The sequence below is a fragment of the Pandoraea thiooxydans genome (genome assembly GCF_001931675.1).
GTDB classification, from domain to species: Bacteria; Pseudomonadota; Gammaproteobacteria; order Burkholderiales; family Burkholderiaceae; genus Pandoraea; species Pandoraea thiooxydans.
This window is the reverse complement of sequence record NZ_CP014839.1, coordinates 706,993-725,130: the sequence shown is the minus strand read 5'-3', so window position 1 is coordinate 725,130 and position 18,138 is coordinate 706,993. Positions and strand designations below refer to the sequence as shown.

General features: G+C 64.9%; 18 protein-coding genes. 12 read left to right on the top strand and 6 right to left on the bottom strand.

Annotated elements, in window-relative coordinates:
- Positions 1–76 precede the first annotated feature (76 nt).
- Together ftsH and PATSB16_RS03230 are read left to right on the top strand one after the other, a co-directional pair.
- Positions 77–2,008, top strand: coding sequence for an ATP-dependent zinc metalloprotease FtsH (ftsH, locus tag PATSB16_RS03235; RefSeq protein ID WP_072628597.1), 1,932 nt, complete (start codon positions 77–79; stop codon positions 2,006–2,008).
- Between the two features lie 57 nt (positions 2,009–2,065).
- Positions 2,066–2,554: a pyridoxamine 5'-phosphate oxidase family protein gene (locus PATSB16_RS03230; protein WP_047212615.1), complete on the top strand. Its 489-nt coding sequence runs from the start codon at positions 2,066–2,068 to the stop codon at positions 2,552–2,554.
- A gap of 81 nt (positions 2,555–2,635) precedes the next feature.
- Here the strand turns inward: PATSB16_RS03230 and PATSB16_RS03225 are convergent, their stop codons facing one another.
- From PATSB16_RS03225 to PATSB16_RS03210, 4 genes are all read right to left on the bottom strand, one after another.
- Entirely contained in the window at positions 2,636–2,839 is a 204-nt protein-coding gene (locus tag PATSB16_RS03225; RefSeq protein WP_047212614.1) for a dodecin family protein, read from the bottom strand.
- Positions 2,840–2,954: 115 nt separating this feature from the next.
- Positions 2,955–3,614 (bottom strand): phosphoribosyltransferase, encoded by a 660-nt coding sequence (locus tag PATSB16_RS03220; protein WP_047212613.1) that lies wholly within the window; start codon positions 3,612–3,614, stop codon positions 2,955–2,957.
- 23 nt (positions 3,615–3,637) lie between these two features.
- The gene (locus PATSB16_RS03215; protein ID WP_047212612.1) at positions 3,638–4,138 is read right to left on the bottom strand and encodes a BCAM0308 family protein; all 501 of its coding nucleotides are present in this window, start codon (positions 4,136–4,138) and stop codon (positions 3,638–3,640) included.
- A gap of 356 nt (positions 4,139–4,494) precedes the next feature.
- A complete protein-coding gene (locus tag PATSB16_RS03210; RefSeq protein WP_052892550.1) occupies positions 4,495–5,445 on the bottom strand; it encodes a helix-turn-helix transcriptional regulator in 951 nt (316 codons plus the stop codon).
- Here PATSB16_RS03210 and PATSB16_RS20775 point away from each other — a divergent pair.
- The 8 genes from PATSB16_RS20775 to PATSB16_RS03175 all read left to right on the top strand — a co-directional run bounded on the left by PATSB16_RS20775 (position 5,426) and on the right by PATSB16_RS03175 (position 13,881).
- Positions 5,426–5,815 (top strand): hypothetical protein, encoded by a 390-nt coding sequence (locus PATSB16_RS20775; protein WP_156884577.1) that lies wholly within the window; start codon positions 5,426–5,428, stop codon positions 5,813–5,815. The two genes, PATSB16_RS03210 and PATSB16_RS20775, sit on opposite strands and share 20 nt — an antisense overlap.
- Before the next feature lie 136 nt (positions 5,816–5,951).
- Complete coding sequence (locus tag PATSB16_RS03205; RefSeq protein ID WP_047212610.1) at positions 5,952–6,926, top strand: ABC transporter permease; 975 nt, start codon at positions 5,952–5,954, stop codon at positions 6,924–6,926.
- Positions 6,927–6,972: 46 nt separating this feature from the next.
- On the top strand, positions 6,973–8,181 hold the full coding sequence (locus tag PATSB16_RS03200; protein ID WP_047212608.1) for a M20 aminoacylase family protein: 1,209 nt from the start codon (positions 6,973–6,975) through the stop codon (positions 8,179–8,181).
- A gap of 50 nt (positions 8,182–8,231) precedes the next feature.
- On the top strand, positions 8,232–9,830 hold the full coding sequence (locus PATSB16_RS03195; RefSeq protein WP_047212607.1) for an ABC transporter substrate-binding protein: 1,599 nt from the start codon (positions 8,232–8,234) through the stop codon (positions 9,828–9,830).
- Entirely contained in the window at positions 9,812–10,762 is a 951-nt protein-coding gene (locus PATSB16_RS03190; RefSeq protein WP_047212605.1) for an ABC transporter permease, read from the top strand. The genes PATSB16_RS03195 and PATSB16_RS03190 overlap by 19 nt, the downstream gene beginning before the upstream one ends.
- Positions 10,763–10,769: 7 nt before the next feature.
- The gene (locus PATSB16_RS03185) at positions 10,770–11,771 is read left to right on the top strand and encodes an ABC transporter ATP-binding protein (protein ID WP_047212604.1); all 1,002 of its coding nucleotides are present in this window, start codon (positions 10,770–10,772) and stop codon (positions 11,769–11,771) included.
- A 28-nt stretch (positions 11,772–11,799) separates the two neighbouring features.
- The gene (locus tag PATSB16_RS03180; protein WP_156884823.1) at positions 11,800–12,792 is read left to right on the top strand and encodes an ABC transporter ATP-binding protein; all 993 of its coding nucleotides are present in this window, start codon (positions 11,800–11,802) and stop codon (positions 12,790–12,792) included.
- Between the two features lie 57 nt (positions 12,793–12,849).
- A complete protein-coding gene (locus tag PATSB16_RS03175; protein WP_083566651.1) occupies positions 12,850–13,881 on the top strand; it encodes a LysR family transcriptional regulator in 1,032 nt (343 codons plus the stop codon).
- Between the two features lie 10 nt (positions 13,882–13,891).
- On the opposite strand, the gene PATSB16_RS03170 is transcribed toward PATSB16_RS03175, so the two are convergent.
- Positions 13,892–14,584, bottom strand: coding sequence for an aspartate/glutamate racemase family protein (locus tag PATSB16_RS03170; protein WP_047216225.1), 693 nt, complete (start codon positions 14,582–14,584; stop codon positions 13,892–13,894).
- Between the two features lie 152 nt (positions 14,585–14,736).
- Between PATSB16_RS03170 and PATSB16_RS03165 the strand changes: the two genes are divergently transcribed.
- Entirely contained in the window at positions 14,737–15,717 is a 981-nt protein-coding gene (locus PATSB16_RS03165; RefSeq protein ID WP_047212602.1) for an aldo/keto reductase, read from the top strand.
- Between the two features lie 42 nt (positions 15,718–15,759).
- Here the strand turns inward: PATSB16_RS03165 and PATSB16_RS03160 are convergent, their stop codons facing one another.
- Positions 15,760–16,479 carry a FadR/GntR family transcriptional regulator gene (locus PATSB16_RS03160; protein WP_047212601.1) on the bottom strand — a complete coding sequence of 240 codons (720 nt, stop codon included), beginning with the start codon at positions 16,477–16,479 and terminating at the stop codon, positions 15,760–15,762.
- Positions 16,480–16,617: 138 nt separating this feature from the next.
- On the opposite strand from PATSB16_RS03160, the gene PATSB16_RS03155 reads away from it, so the two are divergent.
- Entirely contained in the window at positions 16,618–18,138 is a 1,521-nt protein-coding gene (locus tag PATSB16_RS03155) for a UxaA family hydrolase (RefSeq protein ID WP_047212600.1), read from the top strand.

Sequence of the window (18,138 nt, the reverse complement as noted above, 5' to 3'; positions counted from 1 at the left end):
CAACATAAACAGGGCGACTTCGCGCGCCGCGGCCCCGAAGGCGCCGCCACGCGGTCTCCAACCAAGAGCGCCACCGATGCCAAAACCCATCCTGGGCGACAAGCCCGTTTTTTCGATCTGGCTGCTGATCGCGGCCGGGCTGATGCTGTATCTGATCTACGCGACCGCGCCGCGCAGCACGCCATTGTTGTACAGCGAGTTCCAGACGCTGCTGGCCGCGCACAAGGTCAACGACCTGACGATCGGCGCCGAGCAGATCACCGGCACGATCACCAGCACCGATCTGCAGGGCGAGCTGCCCGCCGACAAGATCACCGCGCTCAAAACGCTCGGCAAGCCGCCCTATGCGTTTTCCACCGAGCGCGTCGCCGACCCGCAGCTGCTCGACGCGCTCAACAAGGCCCAGATCCGCTTTACCGGCGCGCCGGCCAGCAGTTGGTGGAGCGTCGCGCTGTCGTGGGCGATGCCGCTGGTGCTGTTTCTGGTGTTGTGGAACATGATGCAAGGCTCTGCCGGGCGCTCCCGTTCGATGTTCGGCATCGGCAAGAACACCGCCAAGCTTTACCATCAGCGCACCACGCAGGTCACTTTCGACGACATCGCCGGCATCGACGAGGCCAAGGGCGAGCTGATGCAGATCGTCGATTTCCTCAAGCGGCCCGAGCGCTATCGCCGGCTCGGCGGCAAGATACCCAAAGGGGTGCTGATCACCGGCGCGCCCGGCACCGGCAAGACGCTGCTGGCCAAGGCTGTGGCCGGCGAGGCGGGCGTGCCGTTCTTTTCGATCAGCGGCTCGGCGTTCGTCGAGATGTTCGTCGGCGTCGGCGCGGCGCGCGTGCGCGATCTGTTCGAGGAAGCCAAGCAGCAGGCCCCGTGCATCGTCTTTATCGATGAACTCGACGCGCTGGGCAAGCGCCGCAGCGGCACCTATCTGGGCGGCAACGAGGAACGCGAGCAAACGCTCAACCAGCTGCTGGTCGAGCTTGACGGTTTCGACACCAATTCGGGCGTCATCCTGGTGGCGGCGACCAACCGCCCGGAAATGCTCGACGCCGCCCTGCTGCGGCCAGGCCGCTTCGACCGCCACATTACAATCGATCGACCCGACGTCAACGGCCGCGAGCAGATCCTGCGCGTGCATGCGCGTCACGTGCAGCTGGCGCCCGACGTCGATCTGGCCACCATCGCCGCGCGCACGCCGGGCTTCGCCGGTGCCGACCTGGCCAATATCGTCAATGAGGCGGCGCTGCATGCCGCGCTCCAGGACAAGCCGCAGATCGACATGCGCGATTTCGACGAAGCCATCGACCGCGCCATCGGCGGCATCCAGCGCAAGAGCCGGGTGATGACCCTCGAGGAGCGCTCCATCATCGCCTTTCACGAAGCCGGCCATGCGCTGGTCGCGGCCGGCCGCCCCCACGCCGATCCGGTCACCAAGATCTCGATCATCCCGCGCGGCGTGATGGCGTTGGGTTACACCCAGCAAATGCCCACCGCCGACCGCTACTTGCTGCGCGCCAGCGAAGTGGCCGATCGCCTCGACGTGCTGTTGGGCGGCCGCGCGGCCGAGGAAATCGTGTTCGGCGATATATCGAGCGGCGCGGAGAGCGACCTGCGCCAGGCCACCGAACTGGCGCGGCAGATGGTGGCGCGCTGCGGCATGAGCACGGCCCTGGGCCTGGCATGGTTTGGCGGCGACGGCGAGCAGCCCGGCGGCGACGCCGCAGCGATGCTCGGGCGCAGCGCGATCAGCGAGCGCACCGCGGCACGCATCGAAGAAGAAATCGAGCGCATGCTGGCCGAGGCTCACGAGCGGGCGATCAAAACGCTCACCAGCCGGCGCACTCAGCTCGAACGGCTGGCACAGGCGCTGCTGCAGCGCGAGATGCTCGACCAGGAGGCATTGAAGCCGTTCCTGCAGGACACGGCCCTGCCGGCCGCTGCACCGTCGGGTCCGCTGATCGAGCCGCCCGCCGCCGGCCTGCCACGCACGCAGACGGGCGCCTGAAACCGGAAGCGAAACAACCCCGGCGCACATTCATGAAGGCAGTCATCGAGGTTCACGATGTCAATCGATCCCGCAGCAAAGCGCACCATTTTGAACATCATCGAGTCGGGCAGGGATATGTCGCTCGCCACGCTCAGACGCGACGGCTACCCTCAGGCCAATCTGATCAGCTACGCCAACGACGGCTTGCGGCTGTATTTCGCAACCGCACGCAATAGCGGCAAGGTCGTCAATATCCAGCAGTGCGCCAAAGTGTCTCTGACGATCAACCTGCCCTACAACACCTGGAGCGACCTCAAGGCGCTATCGGTCGCGGCCACCGCGCAGGTGCTGGCCGACGATGCCGCCGAGAGCATGCGAGCGCAGGCGCTGCTTAAGCAAAAATTCTCGACGCCCTGGGATGTCATGCCGCAAGATCCCACCGGGCAAACGGTTTATATCAAGGTAACGCCATGGCTGGTCAAAGTGCTCGATTACAGCCAGGGCTTCGGCCATCAGATGCTGATTCGCCTTGATTCCGACGAAGCACCGGACAGCAATGCGTGAGCGCGCGGATCGCCGCCAGACCGCTGCGGCCTGGCGCCGCCTGAGCCCGTCCGGCGGCATGGGCTCCGGCGGCGCCGTGCCTCATTCAAGCTTGAACGTCACTTTGGCATTGATTCGATAGTTGACGATCTTGCCCTTCTCGACTTCGGCCGACATGTCCTGAATGTAGAGCGAGCTGATTCCCCGCAGCGACTTCGACGCCTTGTCGACAGCTTTCTGTGCGGCGTCTTCCCAGCTCTTGGGCGATTCGGTCATGATTTCCACGACCTTGACGATTTGCGACATAGCAACCTCCAGGGAGTGAGTGTGCATGCACGCGATCGGCGGCATGTCGCCCCAAGCATGAGCGTGCGCGTGCCTGGCGTGATGACCTAAATCAAGGCTGCCCGTACCGCGCGTTTCATCGATCCTGCGAGTCGCGCTCGGCACCGGGCGCGGCCTGCAGGAGCGCTTCGACACGCGCATCCTCCACCTGGTCGAAGTTCTCGTAGTACTGCCCCACGCCGCCGAAATCGATAATCTCGTGCAGGCAGCAGATCTGGTCGGCAAAAGTGCGGGCCCGCGCCAGTGCGCTGCTGGCCGCCACCGGTACCGCGCAGATCAACTCGGCGGGCTGGCGCCGACGCACGGCCTCGAGCGCCGCGGCCATCGAGGCGCCGGTCGCCATGCCGTCGTCGACCACGATCACGACCCGCCCCACCGGATCCACCGCGCCCGCGCGCGCGCGATAACGCAGCCCGCGCTCGTGCAGCACCTGGAGTTGCCGCTGGATCTCGCGATGCAGGTACTCCTGGTTCGCGCCGGCGGCTTCGGCGAACGGCTCGATCGACACGATGCCTTCCTCGTCGACTGCGCCCACGGCCAGCTCGGGGTTGCGCGGCGCGCGCAGCTTGCGTACCAGTACGGCATCGAGTTCGCCTTCGAGCTCGCGCGCAATGACCGCCGCCAGCACCATGCCGCCGCGCGGCACCCCGAGTACCAGCGCCCGCCTGCCGCGCCACGCGCGCAGCGCCTGAGCCAGCTTCAGCGCAGCGTCTTCCCGGTCCTTGAACAGTGCCATGACGCCCTCCTTCCCGCCCCAGGTTATCGCGACCAGATCACGCGCAACATGCTTTCGGCTGTCGCGCTGCCCATTTCCATATGGCCCTGGAACGCTCGCTTGAGCGCCTCGCCGATATCGCGCGCCAGGTGCGACCCGGTGGTGGTGACCGTCACGCCGTCCTCATGCGTGGTCACGGCCATGATGCGCTCCAACGGGTGTTCGCTTTTCATTTTTTCTTCGTGATGGCGGATCAGCGCCATGATTTCGTCCTGGTGCTCGCGCAAGAACGTGCCGCTCAACTCGACCTGCCCGGCCGGCACCTGATCGTGGATTCTGCGACAGGCAGGGCACGTCACCAAATCGGCATTGTCCGGCGCCGCCGCCCAGCGCCAGCGGCCATTCATGTACACCGCGCCGCAAACCTCGCACGCGGTGGGCTCATGAAACTTGACGGTTGGCCGGTAGCTATCGTGGATCGGATTGTCATCGAGCTTGTCCCAGCGGGCGGGACGCACCGTTTCCGAACGTTGGCGTGACTTCATGGCTGCTCCTTGCGCCGGCGGCACGCCGCCGGCTTTTTACATGGGCCGGCGCGAGGCCGCCGGACTCGACGAACGCCACAAGGCATCCGCACCACGTCCGAAGCGGTATGCGAAGGCCGGCGATTCGCATCGGTTTTTATTGATGATGACAGCGATGCGGCCGGCAGGATTGATATGCGTCAAGGGCGACGACAAAACGGCCCGATGGCGTAAAAGGTCAAACGGCGTCGCAGGAGTCGTGGATCATTCAGCGCAACAGCGTTCGTGCGCGGTCGGGTCGCGCGCGGCAATGACGGGACCACAAGGTGTGAGCGAAGCGATCGCGCGAGGTAGCGGCCCGCGCGATCGTCGGCTTGTCACACCAACAGGCCCTCCAGAGGAGTGTTCGGCGAGCGTGACGGGCTCGCCCCCTGCGGCAGCGCCGTCATCGCCGCATTGACCAGTTGCACGCGATTGCGCACGGCAAAGCGGCGCCGCATCTGGCGCAGGTGGTAGTCGACGTTATATGAAGACAAATTGAGACAGTAGGCAATTTGCTTGTCCGACAGCCCCCGGCTCAGGCACTGCAGAATCTCCTGCTGCAGCGGCGACAGGGCACGCCGCTCGGACGGCTGTGCCGGCGTGGTAATGCGGGCGTACTGCGTGATGAACTCATGCACGCACAGGCCGAGGGTGACGGCCTGCCCGAAAATGCCGTCGACGATCCATTGCCTGCTCTGCGCACGCGAGAGCAGGCTGATGAAGGTCAGCTCACTGGCATTGGCAGGCGAGCCCAGCGCCAGGCAGATGCCGCTGCGGATGCCGCACGCCATCATGTCCTCGATGAAACGCCGGCCGTCGTCGGTCCAGCCGGCCCTGCTCAGGTTGCGCTCGAGGTCCTCCACATCCCACGCCAGCGGCAAGCAGGTGTGCGCGCTCTCCTTCAGACGCGGATCGATCAAATAGTGCCGCTCGGCGAAATAGCGATCGATCCATTCAGGGTTGGCGTAACTGGTGAAAATGGTGCGCGGCGCAAAACCCTCGGGCGACGGCAGCATGGTGCAGTAACCGAGCCATTCGAAGCCGATCGTGTAGAGCGTGCCGCGCACCAGGCGCTGACGGTCGGCGGCGCTTGCCGCCGCGCGCAAATCCCTGACCAGGCTCGGCACCCCGCCGGGGCGCTCACGGCCGGTGTCGGTCACCTTGAGTTGGGTTTCGTCGAAGCAAATGAATTCCTCGCCCAGCGATCGCTTCGCCACAGCCAGTGGCGGGGGCGCCACTATCGCGCCCGAGGGCCCGTTCTCCTTGATGGAACTCGTCAAATTCATCGTTATTATTTCCCACGTACATATGCCGCGGCATTCCCTGCGGGGGATGCGGCGCGGCCAGTTTCTGAAAACTGCCTTACGCGAGAATGCCTGTGCCGGGCGACTGGATCTCGACACCTTCCGGGCCCGCTCCAATCTGGCGCTGGGGAAAAGCGCCGCCGCGTTCCGTCGTCTGCGCGCCGGCGTGACTCATAGCCAAGCATCCGATTCTCAGTTTCGGCCGCCAGCCAGCGGTCAACAAGCATCCATTTGGAACAGCAGCCTTCGTCGTTTTCGAACGCTCGGATCGCCAGACTGGGCAAAGGTTTTCGAGCATCTGCGGCAGTGTTATGCTACGTCGACGGTTACAGGTATTCGTAGTTGTGCATGACACAAAATTGTCGCTAACATCCGGTACCCCTCGACTCGAGGCAGACCAGGAAACGCTACCAGGACAACGCGCAGCGGTTTTGCCATGCGGCTGCAGCAGAAATGTTCATTAGCGCTTCGAACCGCACACCGACGCCATGCTCGCATTCGTTGTCCGCCGCCTGATTCAGGCCCTACTCGTCATGTTGACGGTCGCGCTCATCGCGTTTCTGATGTTTCGCTACGTCGGCGACCCGGTGACCTTCATGGTCGGGCAGGATGCAACGCCCCAGGAGCGTGCCCAGTTGCGCACCGAACTGGGTCTGAACAAGCCGCTGTTGGTGCAGTTCGGTGCCTTTGTCGCCAACAGCGCGCGCGGTGAATTCGGGGTCTCTTATCAGGAAGGACGTAAAGTATCTTCACTGATCGAGGAGCGCATGCCGGCCACGCTCGAACTGTCGCTGTGCGCATCGGTACTGGCGATCGCCATCGGCTTGCCGCTGGGCGTCTACACGGCGCTGCGGCGCGGCTCGCTCGGCGCGCAGACCTTGCTGACGGTATCGCTGCTGGGCATTTCGCTGCCGACCTTTCTGATCGGCATTCTGCTGATCTTCGTTTTTTCCGTAGTGCTGCACTGGCTGCCATCCTATGGACGGGGCCATGTCGTCGCGCTGGGCCCGTGGACCACCGGCTTCGCCACCGTCGATGGCTGGCGGCATTTGATTCTGCCGTCGATCACGCTATCGCTGTTTCAGTTGGCCCTGCTGATCCGCCTGGTGCGTGCCGAGATGCTCGAAGTGTTGCGCACCGACTACATCAAGTTCGCCCGAGCGCGGGGCCTGACCCAACGCGCAATTCACTTCGGCCACACGCTCAAGAACACGCTGGTGCCGGTCATCACCATCACCGGCCTGCAGTTGGGCGGCATCATCGCCTTCGCGGTGGTGACCGAGACGGTGTTCCAGTGGCCCGGCATGGGCCTGCTGTTCATCCAGTCCGTGGAGTCGGCCGACATTCCGGTGATGGCCGCTTATTTGTATTTGATCGCGTTGATCTTCGTGGTGATCAACCTGGTCGTCGATCTGCTGTATTTCGCCGTGGATCCGCGCTTGCGCGTGGGACGCGCTCACTGACAGGCATTCGTCGTTCCCATTACATTCAGACCAGAACTTCAGATCAATGGACAAGCGTCTTTCCCAGCCGTCGCCGATGACGGCCATCAACCAGTTTCACGGCGACCTGATCGCCATTCGGCATGACTTGCACGCCCATCCCGAGTTGGGCTTTGAAGAACTGCGCACCGCCCGCATCGTGGCCGAGACCCTGGAGCGGTTCGGCATCGAAGTGCATCGCGGCATCGGCAGGACCGGCGTGGTCGGCGTGATCCCCGGACGCGCGACCGGCAGCGGCCGCATGATCGGGCTGCGCGCCGACATGGACGCGCTGCCGATCGTCGAGGAGAACGAATTCGGCCATCGCTCGACCAGGCACGGCCTGATGCACGGCTGCGGCCACGACGGCCACACCACGATGCTGCTGGGTGCGGCGCGCTATCTGGCGCAGACGCGCAACTTCGACGGCACCGTCGCGCTCATCTTCCAGCCGGGCGAGGAAGGCTGCGGCGGCGCCTCGGCGATGCTCGAGGACGGCCTGTTCGAACGATTTCCCTGCGACGAAGTGTACGGCATGCACAATTGGCCAAGCCTGCCGCCGGGCAAGATCGGCATCAATCCCGGGCCGATGATGTCGGCCTGCGACCGGGTCGAGATTCGCATCGAAGGGCGTGGCGGGCATGGCGCGCATCCCTATATGGCGGTCGACCCGATCGTGGCGGCCGGGCACATCATCGCGGCCTCCCAGACCATCGTCGCGCGCAACGTCAATCCCTTCGACTCGGCCGTGGTCAGCCTGTGCGCGGTCGAAGCCGGCAACGCCAAGGCCTTCAACGTGATACCGCACACTGCCACCCTGATCGGCACCGTGCGCACTTTCAATCCGCTCACGCAGGACATGGTCGAGGCGCGCCTGCGAACGTTGTGCACGCAAGTCGCGATGGCGTTCGGCGCCACGGCCACGGTCGAGTATGTCCGCATGAATCCGGCCACCATCAATACCCCCCACCTCGCGCAGTTCGTCGCCGATGTGGCGCAAACACTGGTTGGCGCGGACAATGTGATTCGCGATCTGCCGCCGTCGATGGGTTCCGAAGATTTTGCTTTCATGTTGCAGCGCAAACCGGGCGCCTATGTACGCATCGGCCAGGGCGGCCTCGAGGGCGGGTGCGTCCTGCACAATACCCGCTATGACTTCAACGACGACATTCTGCCGCTGGGCAGCGCACTGTTCGCCGCGTTGGCCGAACGCTCGATGCCCCTCACGGCACCCTGAGTTGGAACACAGCACGTAACACAACGAAGACAAGACAAAAGGAGATATCCATGAAGTTCAGCCATCATTTTCGGTATCACTGCCGCGCTCTGGCGCTGGCAGCCAGCCTGGGCCTGGCGCTGGGTACCGCGGCACACGCCGCCACGCTCAAATTCGCCAATCAGGGCGATGCGCTGTCGCTCGACCCCTATTCGCTCGACGAGACGCAGCAACTCTCGCTGTTGGGCAACGTGTTCGAGCCGCTGGTCGGACGGGGCAAGAAGCTCGAACTGGTGCCCGTGCTGGCCACCGACTGGAAGCAGACGGCTCCGACCGTGTGGCGCTTCGATCTGCGCAAGAACGTGACATTCCAGGACGGCACGCCATTTACCGCCGACGACGTGATCTTCTCGCTCAAGCGCGCGCAGGATACCGGCTCCGACGTCAAGACCTTCGTGCAGCAGATCGCCGAGATCAAAAAGATCGATGACCACACGATCGACGTGATCACCAAGCAGCCGTTCCCGATCCTGCCGCAAATGATCACGCAGTGGTACATCATGAGCCAGAAGTGGTGCGAGGCGAACAACGCCGTGCATCCGGCCGACAAGGCGAAAAAGGTCGAGAACGCCGCGTCTTTCAAGGCCGACGGCACGGGCCCTTACGAGATTGCCTCGCGCGAGCCGGGCGTGCGCACCGTATTCGAGCGCAACCCGCATTACTGGGGCAAGATCGAGGGCAACGTCGACAAGGCCGTCTTCACGCCGATCTCCAATGGCGCGACCCGCGTCGCCGCGCTGCTCTCGGGCCAGGTCGACCTGATCGAGCCGGTGCCGTTGCAGGACGTGCCGCGCATCAAGGCCAATCCGGATCTGAAAATGCTTCATGGCCCGGAGTTGCGCACGATTTTCCTGGGCATGGACCAGAAGCGTGACGAACTGCTCTACTCGAACGTCAAAGGCAAGAACCCCTTCAAGGACAAGCGTGTGCGTCAGGCGTTCTACCAGGCGATCAACATCGACCTGATCAAGCGCGTGGTCATGCGCGGCGCGGCGACGCCGACCAATTTGCTGCTCGGCCCGGGCATCAATGGCTTCTCGCCGGCACTCAACAAGCGCCTGCCGTACGACCCGGCCGCCTCGAAGAAGCTGCTGGCCGAAGCGGGGTATCCGAATGGCTTCGAAGTCGGCATGAACTGCCCGAACAACCGTTATGTCAACGACGCGCAGATCTGCCAGGCGGTCGCGCAAATGCTCGCGCACGTTGGCGTCAAGGTCGATCTGACGGTCGAGCCCAAGGCGACCTACTTCCCGCGCATCCTGTCGCACAACACGTCGTTCTACATGCTGGGCTGGTCGCCGAGCAGCTATGACGCGCAGAACGTGCTCAACGCGCTGGTGGCCACGCCCGATCCGAAAGTCGGCCAGGGCCAGTTCAACATCGGCGGCTACAGCAACCCGAAGGTCGATCAACTCACGCATGAGATCGCCTCGGAAAGCGACCCGGCCAAGCGCAATCAGTTGATCGCCGAAGCACTCAAGCTCACCTCCGACGACATCGCCTACCTGCCGCTGCACCAGCAGGCGCTGGCGTGGGGCGTGAAGAAGGATGTCCACGTGGTGCAAGTGCCCGATGACAACTTCTTCCTCAAATGGGTCTCGGTCAAGTGAGCGTGAGCGTTGCCGCCGGCAAGAGCCTCCTGTCCCGCTGCCGGGACAGCGATCTCTTCCATAGCTTCGTGCGTTCGCCGCTGGCGATGGTCGCGGCGCTGATCGCATGCGTGATGATCGTCGCCGCGGTTTTCGCGCCCTGGGTCGCACCGCACCATCCGTTCGACCTGAGCACGCTGAACCTGAATAACGCCCTGCTGCCCCCGGCCTGGGTCTCGCATGGTCAATGGACGTTTTTCCTGGGCACCGACGATCAGGGGCGCGACGTGCTCTCGGCCATCATTTACGGCTCGCGCATTTCGCTGTTCATCGGCGTGGTGGCGGTGCTGCTCTCGCTGGTGTTCGGCGTCGGCCTGGGATTGCTCTCGGGTTTTTCCGGCGGCGCGCTCGATGCCGTCATCATGCGCGTGGCCGACGTGCAGTTGTCGTTCCCGTCGATCCTTATCGCGCTGCTCGTCGACGGCATCGCGCGGGCGATCTTTCCGCACGAATTGCACGACCTGATCGCGTTTCCGGTGCTGATCCTGTCGATCTCGCTGGCGGGCTGGCCGCAATACGCGCGCACGGTGCGCGGCTCGACCCTGGTCGAGAAGCACAAGGAGTACGTGCAGGCCGCCCGCGTGATGGGCATTTCGTCGCCGCGCATCATGTTTCGCCACGTGCTGCCCAATGTTCTGGGGCCGGTGCTGGTGCTGGCGACCGTGCATGTGGCCACCGCCATCATCACCGAGGCGACACTGTCGTTCCTCGGGGTCGGCGTATCGCCGACGTCGCCTTCGCTGGGCACGCTGATCCGCACCGGCAACGACTATCTGTTCTCCGGCGAATGGTGGATCACGATTTTCCCCGGGCTCGCGCTGGTCCTGCTGGTGCTGTCGGTCAACCTGCTCGGGGACTGGCTGCGCGACGCGCTCAACCCCAAACTGCAGTGAGGTAGACGTGTCAACCCAAGCAACACCGCTTCTCGAAGTGCGCGAGCTGCGTGTCGAATTCCCGACTCGCCACGGCGTGCTCACAGCCATCGACCAGGTCTCGCTATCGATCGCACCGGGCGAAGTGCTCGGTGTGGTCGGCGAGTCGGGCGCGGGCAAGTCGCTTACCGGCGCGGCCATCATCGGCCTGCTCGAGGCGCCGGGCCGCATCGCCGGCGGCGAGATCCGCCTGAACGGGCGGCGCATCGACAATTTGCCGTACGAGCAGATGCGGCGCATCCGCGGACGCGAGATCGGCGCGATCTTTCAGGATCCGCTGACGTCGCTCAACCCGCTGTACACGGTCGGGCGCCAATTGATCGAGACGATCCAGACCCATCTCGACCTGAGCCGCGGCGCAGCGAAAAAACGCGCCATCGAATTGCTCGAGTCGACCGGCATTTCGGCGGCCAAGGAACGCATCGAGCATTATCCTCACCAGTTCTCCGGCGGCATGCGGCAGCGCGTGGTGATTGCGCTGGCGCTGGCCGCCGAACCCAAGCTGATCATTGCCGACGAGCCGACCACCGCGCTCGACGTGTCGGTACAGGCGCAAATCATCACGCTGCTCAAGACGCTGTGCCGCGAACATGGCACCGCCGTGATGCTGATTACGCACGACATGGGCGTGATCGCCGAGACAGCCGACCGCGTGGCGGTGATGTATGCCGGGCGCGTCGCCGAAATCGGCCGCGTGGCCGAGGTCATCCATCGGCCGCGCCACCCCTACACGGCCGGGCTGATGGCGTCGATCCCGTCGATCGCGCGTGAAGTCGAGCGGCTGCCGCAGATCGACGGCGCCATGCCGCTCCTGAACGCCATACCGCCGGGCTGTGCCTTCAACCCACGTTGCCGCGAGCGCTTCGCGCCGTGCGCCGTGCGGCGTCCCGAGCTGTTCCCGGCGGGCGACAGCCAGGCAGCATGCTGGCTGCACGAGCCGCGGGCGGTCGAGCCGGCCCCCTCTTGCTGAAAGGAACCCAGGCATGCAAACGGCATCCGTGCATGAACCGCTGGTCAAGGTCGACGACGCGGCGCGCTATTTCGACGTTTCCGCTTCGTGGCTCGACCGGCTGCTGCAGGGCAAGCAGCGCAGCACGCTGCGGGCGGTCGACGGCGTGTCGTTCGACATCGCGCGAGGCGAGACCCTGGCCCTGGTCGGCGAATCCGGCTGCGGCAAGTCGACCATCGCGCGACTGCTGGTGGGCCTGTATGGACTCACGCGCGGTGCGATTCATTTCGAGGGCCAGCCGATCGCGGCGTTGGCCACGCGCGAGGGCCGCCATCTGCGCCAGCGCCTGCAGATGATCTTTCAGGACCCATACGCCAGCCTGGATCCGCGCTGGCGGGTCGGACGCATCATCGCCGAACCGCTGCAGGCGCATTGCCCGGACATGAGCCGCGCCGAGATGGAGCAGCGGGTCGACGAATTGCTGGGTCTGGTGGGGCTGAATGCCGCCGACAAAGTGAAGTATCCGCACCAATTCTCCGGCGGCCAGCGCCAGCGCATCTCGATTGCCCGCGCGCTGGCCACCCAGCCCGAGTTCCTGGTGTGCGACGAACCGACCTCGGCGCTGGACGTGTCGGTGCAGGCGCAGGTGCTTAATTTGATGAAGGATCTGCAGCAGCGCATGGGGCTGACCTATCTGTTCATCTCGCACAATCTGGCCGTGGTGCACCATATCGCCGATCGCGTCGGCGTGATGTATCTGGGCCGCATGGTCGAAATCGCGCCCAAGCGAGAGTTGTTCGCGCATCCGCGCCATCCGTACACGCGCATGCTGCTCGACGCGATCCCGGACCTGAACATGACCGGCAAGGCCAGGACCCCCGTGGCCGGGGAAGTTCCCAATCCGCTGAACCCGCCGCCGGGCTGCACCTTTCATCCGCGCTGCCCGCACGCCAACGAGCGCTGCCGCCGCGAGGCGCCGGCGCCGCTGCTGCATGGCGCGACCACTGTCGCATGCCACGCGGTACAGGAGGCGCGACTATGACGGCGCACAGCGCACGCCCCCTATACCGCGGCACTGCCGCCGCGCCAGGAGACTGACATGGCTGCCACCAAGAGAGGTGCGATCATGCAAAAGACACTTCCGCCGGAAGACACTGGCGACTACGACGCATTGCTCGACGGCTTGCCAACGGCGCCCGCATCGGCCTCGCGCGCGGCGGTGCCGCCGATCACGCGGCTCGACTTCTTTTCGCTCAAGCTGTTCGCCGACGTGGTCGAGCTGCGCAATATGACCAAGGCCGCCGAGCGCAATTACCTCGCTGCCTCGGCGGCCAGCAAGCGCATTTCCGATCTGGAGGAGATGTTCAGCACGCAGTTGCTGTATCGCCTGGCGCGCGGCGTGGAGCCGACGCCCGCCGGCTACGTGCTGTATCGGCACGCGCAGAGCACGCTGGGGGGGTTGCGGCAATTGAATGCCGAGCTCTCCGAATACGCGCAGGGCGTGCGCGGGCAGATCCGCGTGTTCGCCAGCCTGGCCGCGGTCATTCAGTTTCTGCCGGACGATCTCGCCAAATTCCGCGAGTCGCACCCGGATGTTCGGGTCGATCTGCAGGAGCAGTCGACCTCCGACACGCTGGAGTCGGTCACCAGCGGGCTGGCCGATATCGGTATCGTCTCGCCGGTGGTCGAGTACCCGGATGCGCTGCAGTTCTGGCATTACCGCGCCACTCGCCTGGTACTGGTGACGCCGGCCGTGCACCCGCTGGCCAAGCGCAAATCGATCAAGTTCTTCGAGGCGCTCGAACACGAGTTCGTCAGCCTGACCAACGGCGGCGGCTGGGACCGGCTCGTCACGCAGGCCGCCAACGCCTACAACCAGATCGTTCGCACCCGCGTGCGGGTCGGCAGCTATGACGCCGCGTGCCACATGGTGCGCGCCAAGCTCGGCATCTCGATCGTGCCTGGTGAAATCGCGGCCGGCTACAGCAAGAGCCTGGGCGTCAAAATGATCCGGCTGGACGAACCCTGGGCCGAACTTTCGCTGGACATGTGCGTGCGCGACTACAAAACGCTGGCGGTGCCGGCGCGTCTGTTCATCGACCATCTGCTGGGGCGCAAGCCCGGCGGCTGAGCGGGCGGCGTCATGCGTATGCCGCGCGGCGCAGCGCCGCCTTGGCCAGCAGGCGTGTCGAGTCGAAGGTCGGCAGCGGTGAATTGGCATCGCTGATGATCAGCGGAATTTCGGTGCAGCCGAGTATCACGGCATCACAGCCGGCTTGCTTCATGCGGCCGATCACGCGCTGGAAGGCAGCGACCGCCTCGGGCGTGAAAACGCCGTTGACCAATTCGTCCATGATGATGCGATTGATTTCGTCGCGCTCGGCATCGCTCGGACGCACGTAGTCGATGCCCCGCTCGGCGAGTTTTTCCGGATAGGTGTCGCTGTCGACCAGCCAGCGCGTTCCGGTCAGGCCAACGCGCCGGCAGCCGCGCGCGGCGGCTTCGCCGGCCACCACTTCGGCAATATGCAGCCAGGGCAGCGGCGACCTCGAGGCGATCAGCGGCAGCGCCTGGTGAATGGTGTTGTCGGGGCAGATCAGGAAATCGGCGCCGATGCTCGCGAGCTTGTTGGCCGAAGCCAGCATCAACTCGCACACGCCCTGCCAGTCGTTGCGCTCGAGACATTCGACATACTCGGCGAGCGACGGCGTATGCATCGAAATTTCAGGATGGCCGTGCGGCCCGAACCATTGGGCGCCTTCGCTGCAGATGGTGCGATAGCACAGCGCGGCGCCCTCGGCCGAGCAAGCGACGATACCGATGTGTTCAGACATGACGATGTGCGATGAGAGTCCGGCGAACAGGCACATCATCGCACCGCCCGCGCCCAGCGGCAACTGCGCGAGCGCCTGCAGCCTTGGGCGAATCGCCCTACAATCGGAAACTCGCTTCTCCTCTTCCTCACCTCATCTCGATCGGACTGCTCATGAAAACCGTCAAACTCGGCTCGACCGGCGTCGACATTTCGCGCATCTGCCTCGGCTGCATGACCTACGGCGTGCCCGAACGCGGCAATCACCCATGGACCTTGCCGGAAGCGCCCAGTCGCGCGCTCATCAAGCACGCGCTGGACGCCGGCATCAATTTTTTCGATACCGCCAACAGTTATTCGGATGGCACCAGCGAGGAGATCGTCGGCCGGGCGTTGCGCGACTATGCCGCGCGCGACGAACTGGTGGTGGCCACCAAGGTGTACTTTCCGATGTCGAAGGCGCCCAATGGCGGCGGGCTCTCGCGCAAGGCCATCATGCAGTCCATCGATGCCAGCCTGAAACGGCTCGGCATGGACTACGTCGACCTCTACCAGATTCATCGCTGGGACTATCACACGCCGATCGAGGAAACGCTCGAGGCGCTGCATGACGTTGTCAAAGCCGGCAAGGCGCGCTACATCGGCGCCTCGTCGATGTATGCGTGGCAATTCGCCAAGGCGCTGCATGTGTCCGACCGGCACGGCTGGACGCGCTTCGTCACCATGCAGGATCACTACAACCTGCTGTACCGCGAAGAAGAGCGGGAGATGCATCCGCTGTGCGCGGACGAGAAAGTCGGCGTAGTGCCCTGGAGTCCGCTCGCGCGCGGTCGTCTCACGCGCGCGTGGGACGCGAGCACCGAGCGCATCGCGTCCGATGCCTACGGCAAGTCGCTTTACGGGGCGAGCGCCGACGCCGACCGGGCCGTTATCGAGGCGGTGGCGCAAGTCGCCGAGCGGCGCGGCGTGCCGCGTGCGCAAGTGGCACTGGCGTGGGTCTTGAGCAAATCGGTCGTGTCCGCGCCGATTATCGGCGCATCGAAGCCGCAGCACATCGACGACGCCGTCGCGGCCTTGTCGCTCACGCTTACCGACGAAGAAATCGCGCTGCTCGAAGCGCCTTACGTGCCGCACCGCGTGGTCGGCTTCGCGTAAGCGGCCAGGAAACAGGAAACGCCGGACTCCGCGCGCGCCGCGTCAGCCGTCGCCGGGAAACTGACGGCCGACGAAATCCAGGTGTTCGCGCATCGCTTCGAAGGCGGCTTGCGGCTGGCGCGCGCGCACCGCATCGAACACGCGCTGATGCTGCGCCAGCCGGGCCAGCGCCCGCTGGCGCGCATTGGCACTGTCGCGCGCGGCGTCATAGGTATTGCTGATGATGTGCTCGCGCAGCAATGTGATCACGCTCGCGTGGAAGTGATCGAGCATGATGTTGTGCGACGCGCGCGCCAGTGCCGCATGGAACGCCGCGTCGGTCGCCGCCTCCTCGTCCACCTTGCGTGCGTGGACGGCTTTTTTCATGCGTTCCAGAATATCGGCCATCTCCGCCAACTCATCGGCGCTCGCCCGCTCGGCGGCAAAACGCGCCGACGCGCATTCGAAGATGAGGCGAAATTCGAGCGTATCGGAGCGCATCGGCGCGCTCTGCGCGATCAGTTGCAGCCAGGGCGCGCTCGCCCGCGCCGGCTGCGCGCCGACCACGAACACGCCACTGCCGCGCCGGGTCTCGAGCAGGCCGCGCGCGACGAGCCGTTGGATCGCCTCGCGCACGGTGGCGCGCGAGACGCCATGTGACTCGGCCAGCGCGCGTTCGGACGGCAGGCGCGTGCGCTCGCGCCAACTGCCTTCGAGAATCCGGTTTTCCAGGTCCTTGACGACGCGCCCGAGCAGGCCTCGAGCAACGGTGGGGGTGGTCATGGCGAAATGTCGATCAAATGTGGTCAGACCAATTTGCCCGACCGGTTCGCATTATTCCACAATTGCCCTCAGGCCCGGCGCGCTGCCCCAACTTTTCCGATCGCGTCGCGGCAACCCAACCACCGCAGAGGAGAAAACATGGAGACGCTGGTTTTGCTGATCAAGCCGCAGGACGATGTGGCGATTGCGCGCAACGCACTGGCCGCCGGCACGGCCCTGGCCGAGCTGGACGGCATCGTCGCGCGCGACGCCATTCCCGCGGCGCACAAAATTGCGGTGCGCGCGATTGCCGAGGGCGCGCCGGTGCGCCGCTACGGGCAGATCATCGGCTTCGCCACGCGTGCCATCGAGCCGGGCGAGCACGTTCACGTGCACAATCTGTCGATGGGCACGTTCGACCGCGACTATGCCTTCGGCAGCGACGTCAAGGCGGTGGTCCCGGCCCCTGAGCCGGCGACGTTCCTGGGTATTCGCCGGGCCGACGGGCGGGTTGCGACGCGCAACTACATCGGCGTAGTCAGCACGGTCAACTGCTCGGCGACGGTCAGCAAGCTGGTGGCCCGGCATTTTGCCGCACCCGGCAAACTCGACGCTTACCCGAACGTGGATGGCGTCGTGCCCATCACCCACAGCTTTGGCTGCTGCATCGACCACAACGGCGAAGGCATCCAGCAGTTGCGCCGCACGCTGGGCGGCTTCGTGAAGCATCCGAACTTCGCTGCCGTGCTGGTGATCGGCCTCGGCTGCGAAGCCAATCAGATGGGCGCGCTGTTCCTGGCCGAGGGCGTCAACGCCGGGCCGACAGTAGTGCCGCTGGTCATGCAGGAATTGGGCGGGACGCAGAAAACGGTCGATGCCGCTATTGCGGCAATCGACGCCATGCTGCCGGCGGCCAACCAGGTCAAGCGCGAGCCGCTGCCGGTCTCGCACCTGAACATCGCGCTGCAATGCGGGGGGTCCGACGGCTATTCGGGCATTACCGCGAATCCGGCGCTGGGCGCGGCAGTCGACCTGCTGGTGCAGCACGGCGGCACGGCGATTCTCTCGGAGACCCCGGAGATCTACGGCGCGGAGCACCTTTTGACGCGCCGCGCGATCTCGCGCGAGGTGGGTGAAAAAATCGTCGAACGAATTCACTGGTGGGAAGATTACGCGCAGCGCGAAAAAGGCAGTATCGACAACAACCCCACGCCGGGCAACAAGGCCGGCGGCCTGACCACGATTCTTGAGAAATCGCTCGGCGCGGTGGCCAAGAGCGGCTCGACGCCGCTCACCGGCGTGTACCGTTATGCCGAACCGATCGACACGCACGGGCTGGTGTTCATGGATGCCCCGGGCTACGATCCGATGGGCGCAACCGGCCAGATCGCCAGCGGCGCAAACCTGGTGGTGTTTACCACCGGCCGCGGCTCGTGCTTCGGCGCCAAGCCCGCGCCCTCGATCAAGGTGGCGACCAACACGCCGATGTTCAATCGGATGCGCGACGACATGGACGTCAATTGCGGCGACATCATGGACGGCGGCGCGACCGTCATGCAAAAAGGCGAGGAGATTTTTCACGCCATCCTGCGCGTGGCCTCGGGCGAGCAAAGCAAGAGCGAGGCGTTGGGTGTCGGCGACGAGGAATTCGTGCCGTGGATGATCGGCGCGCAGATGTAG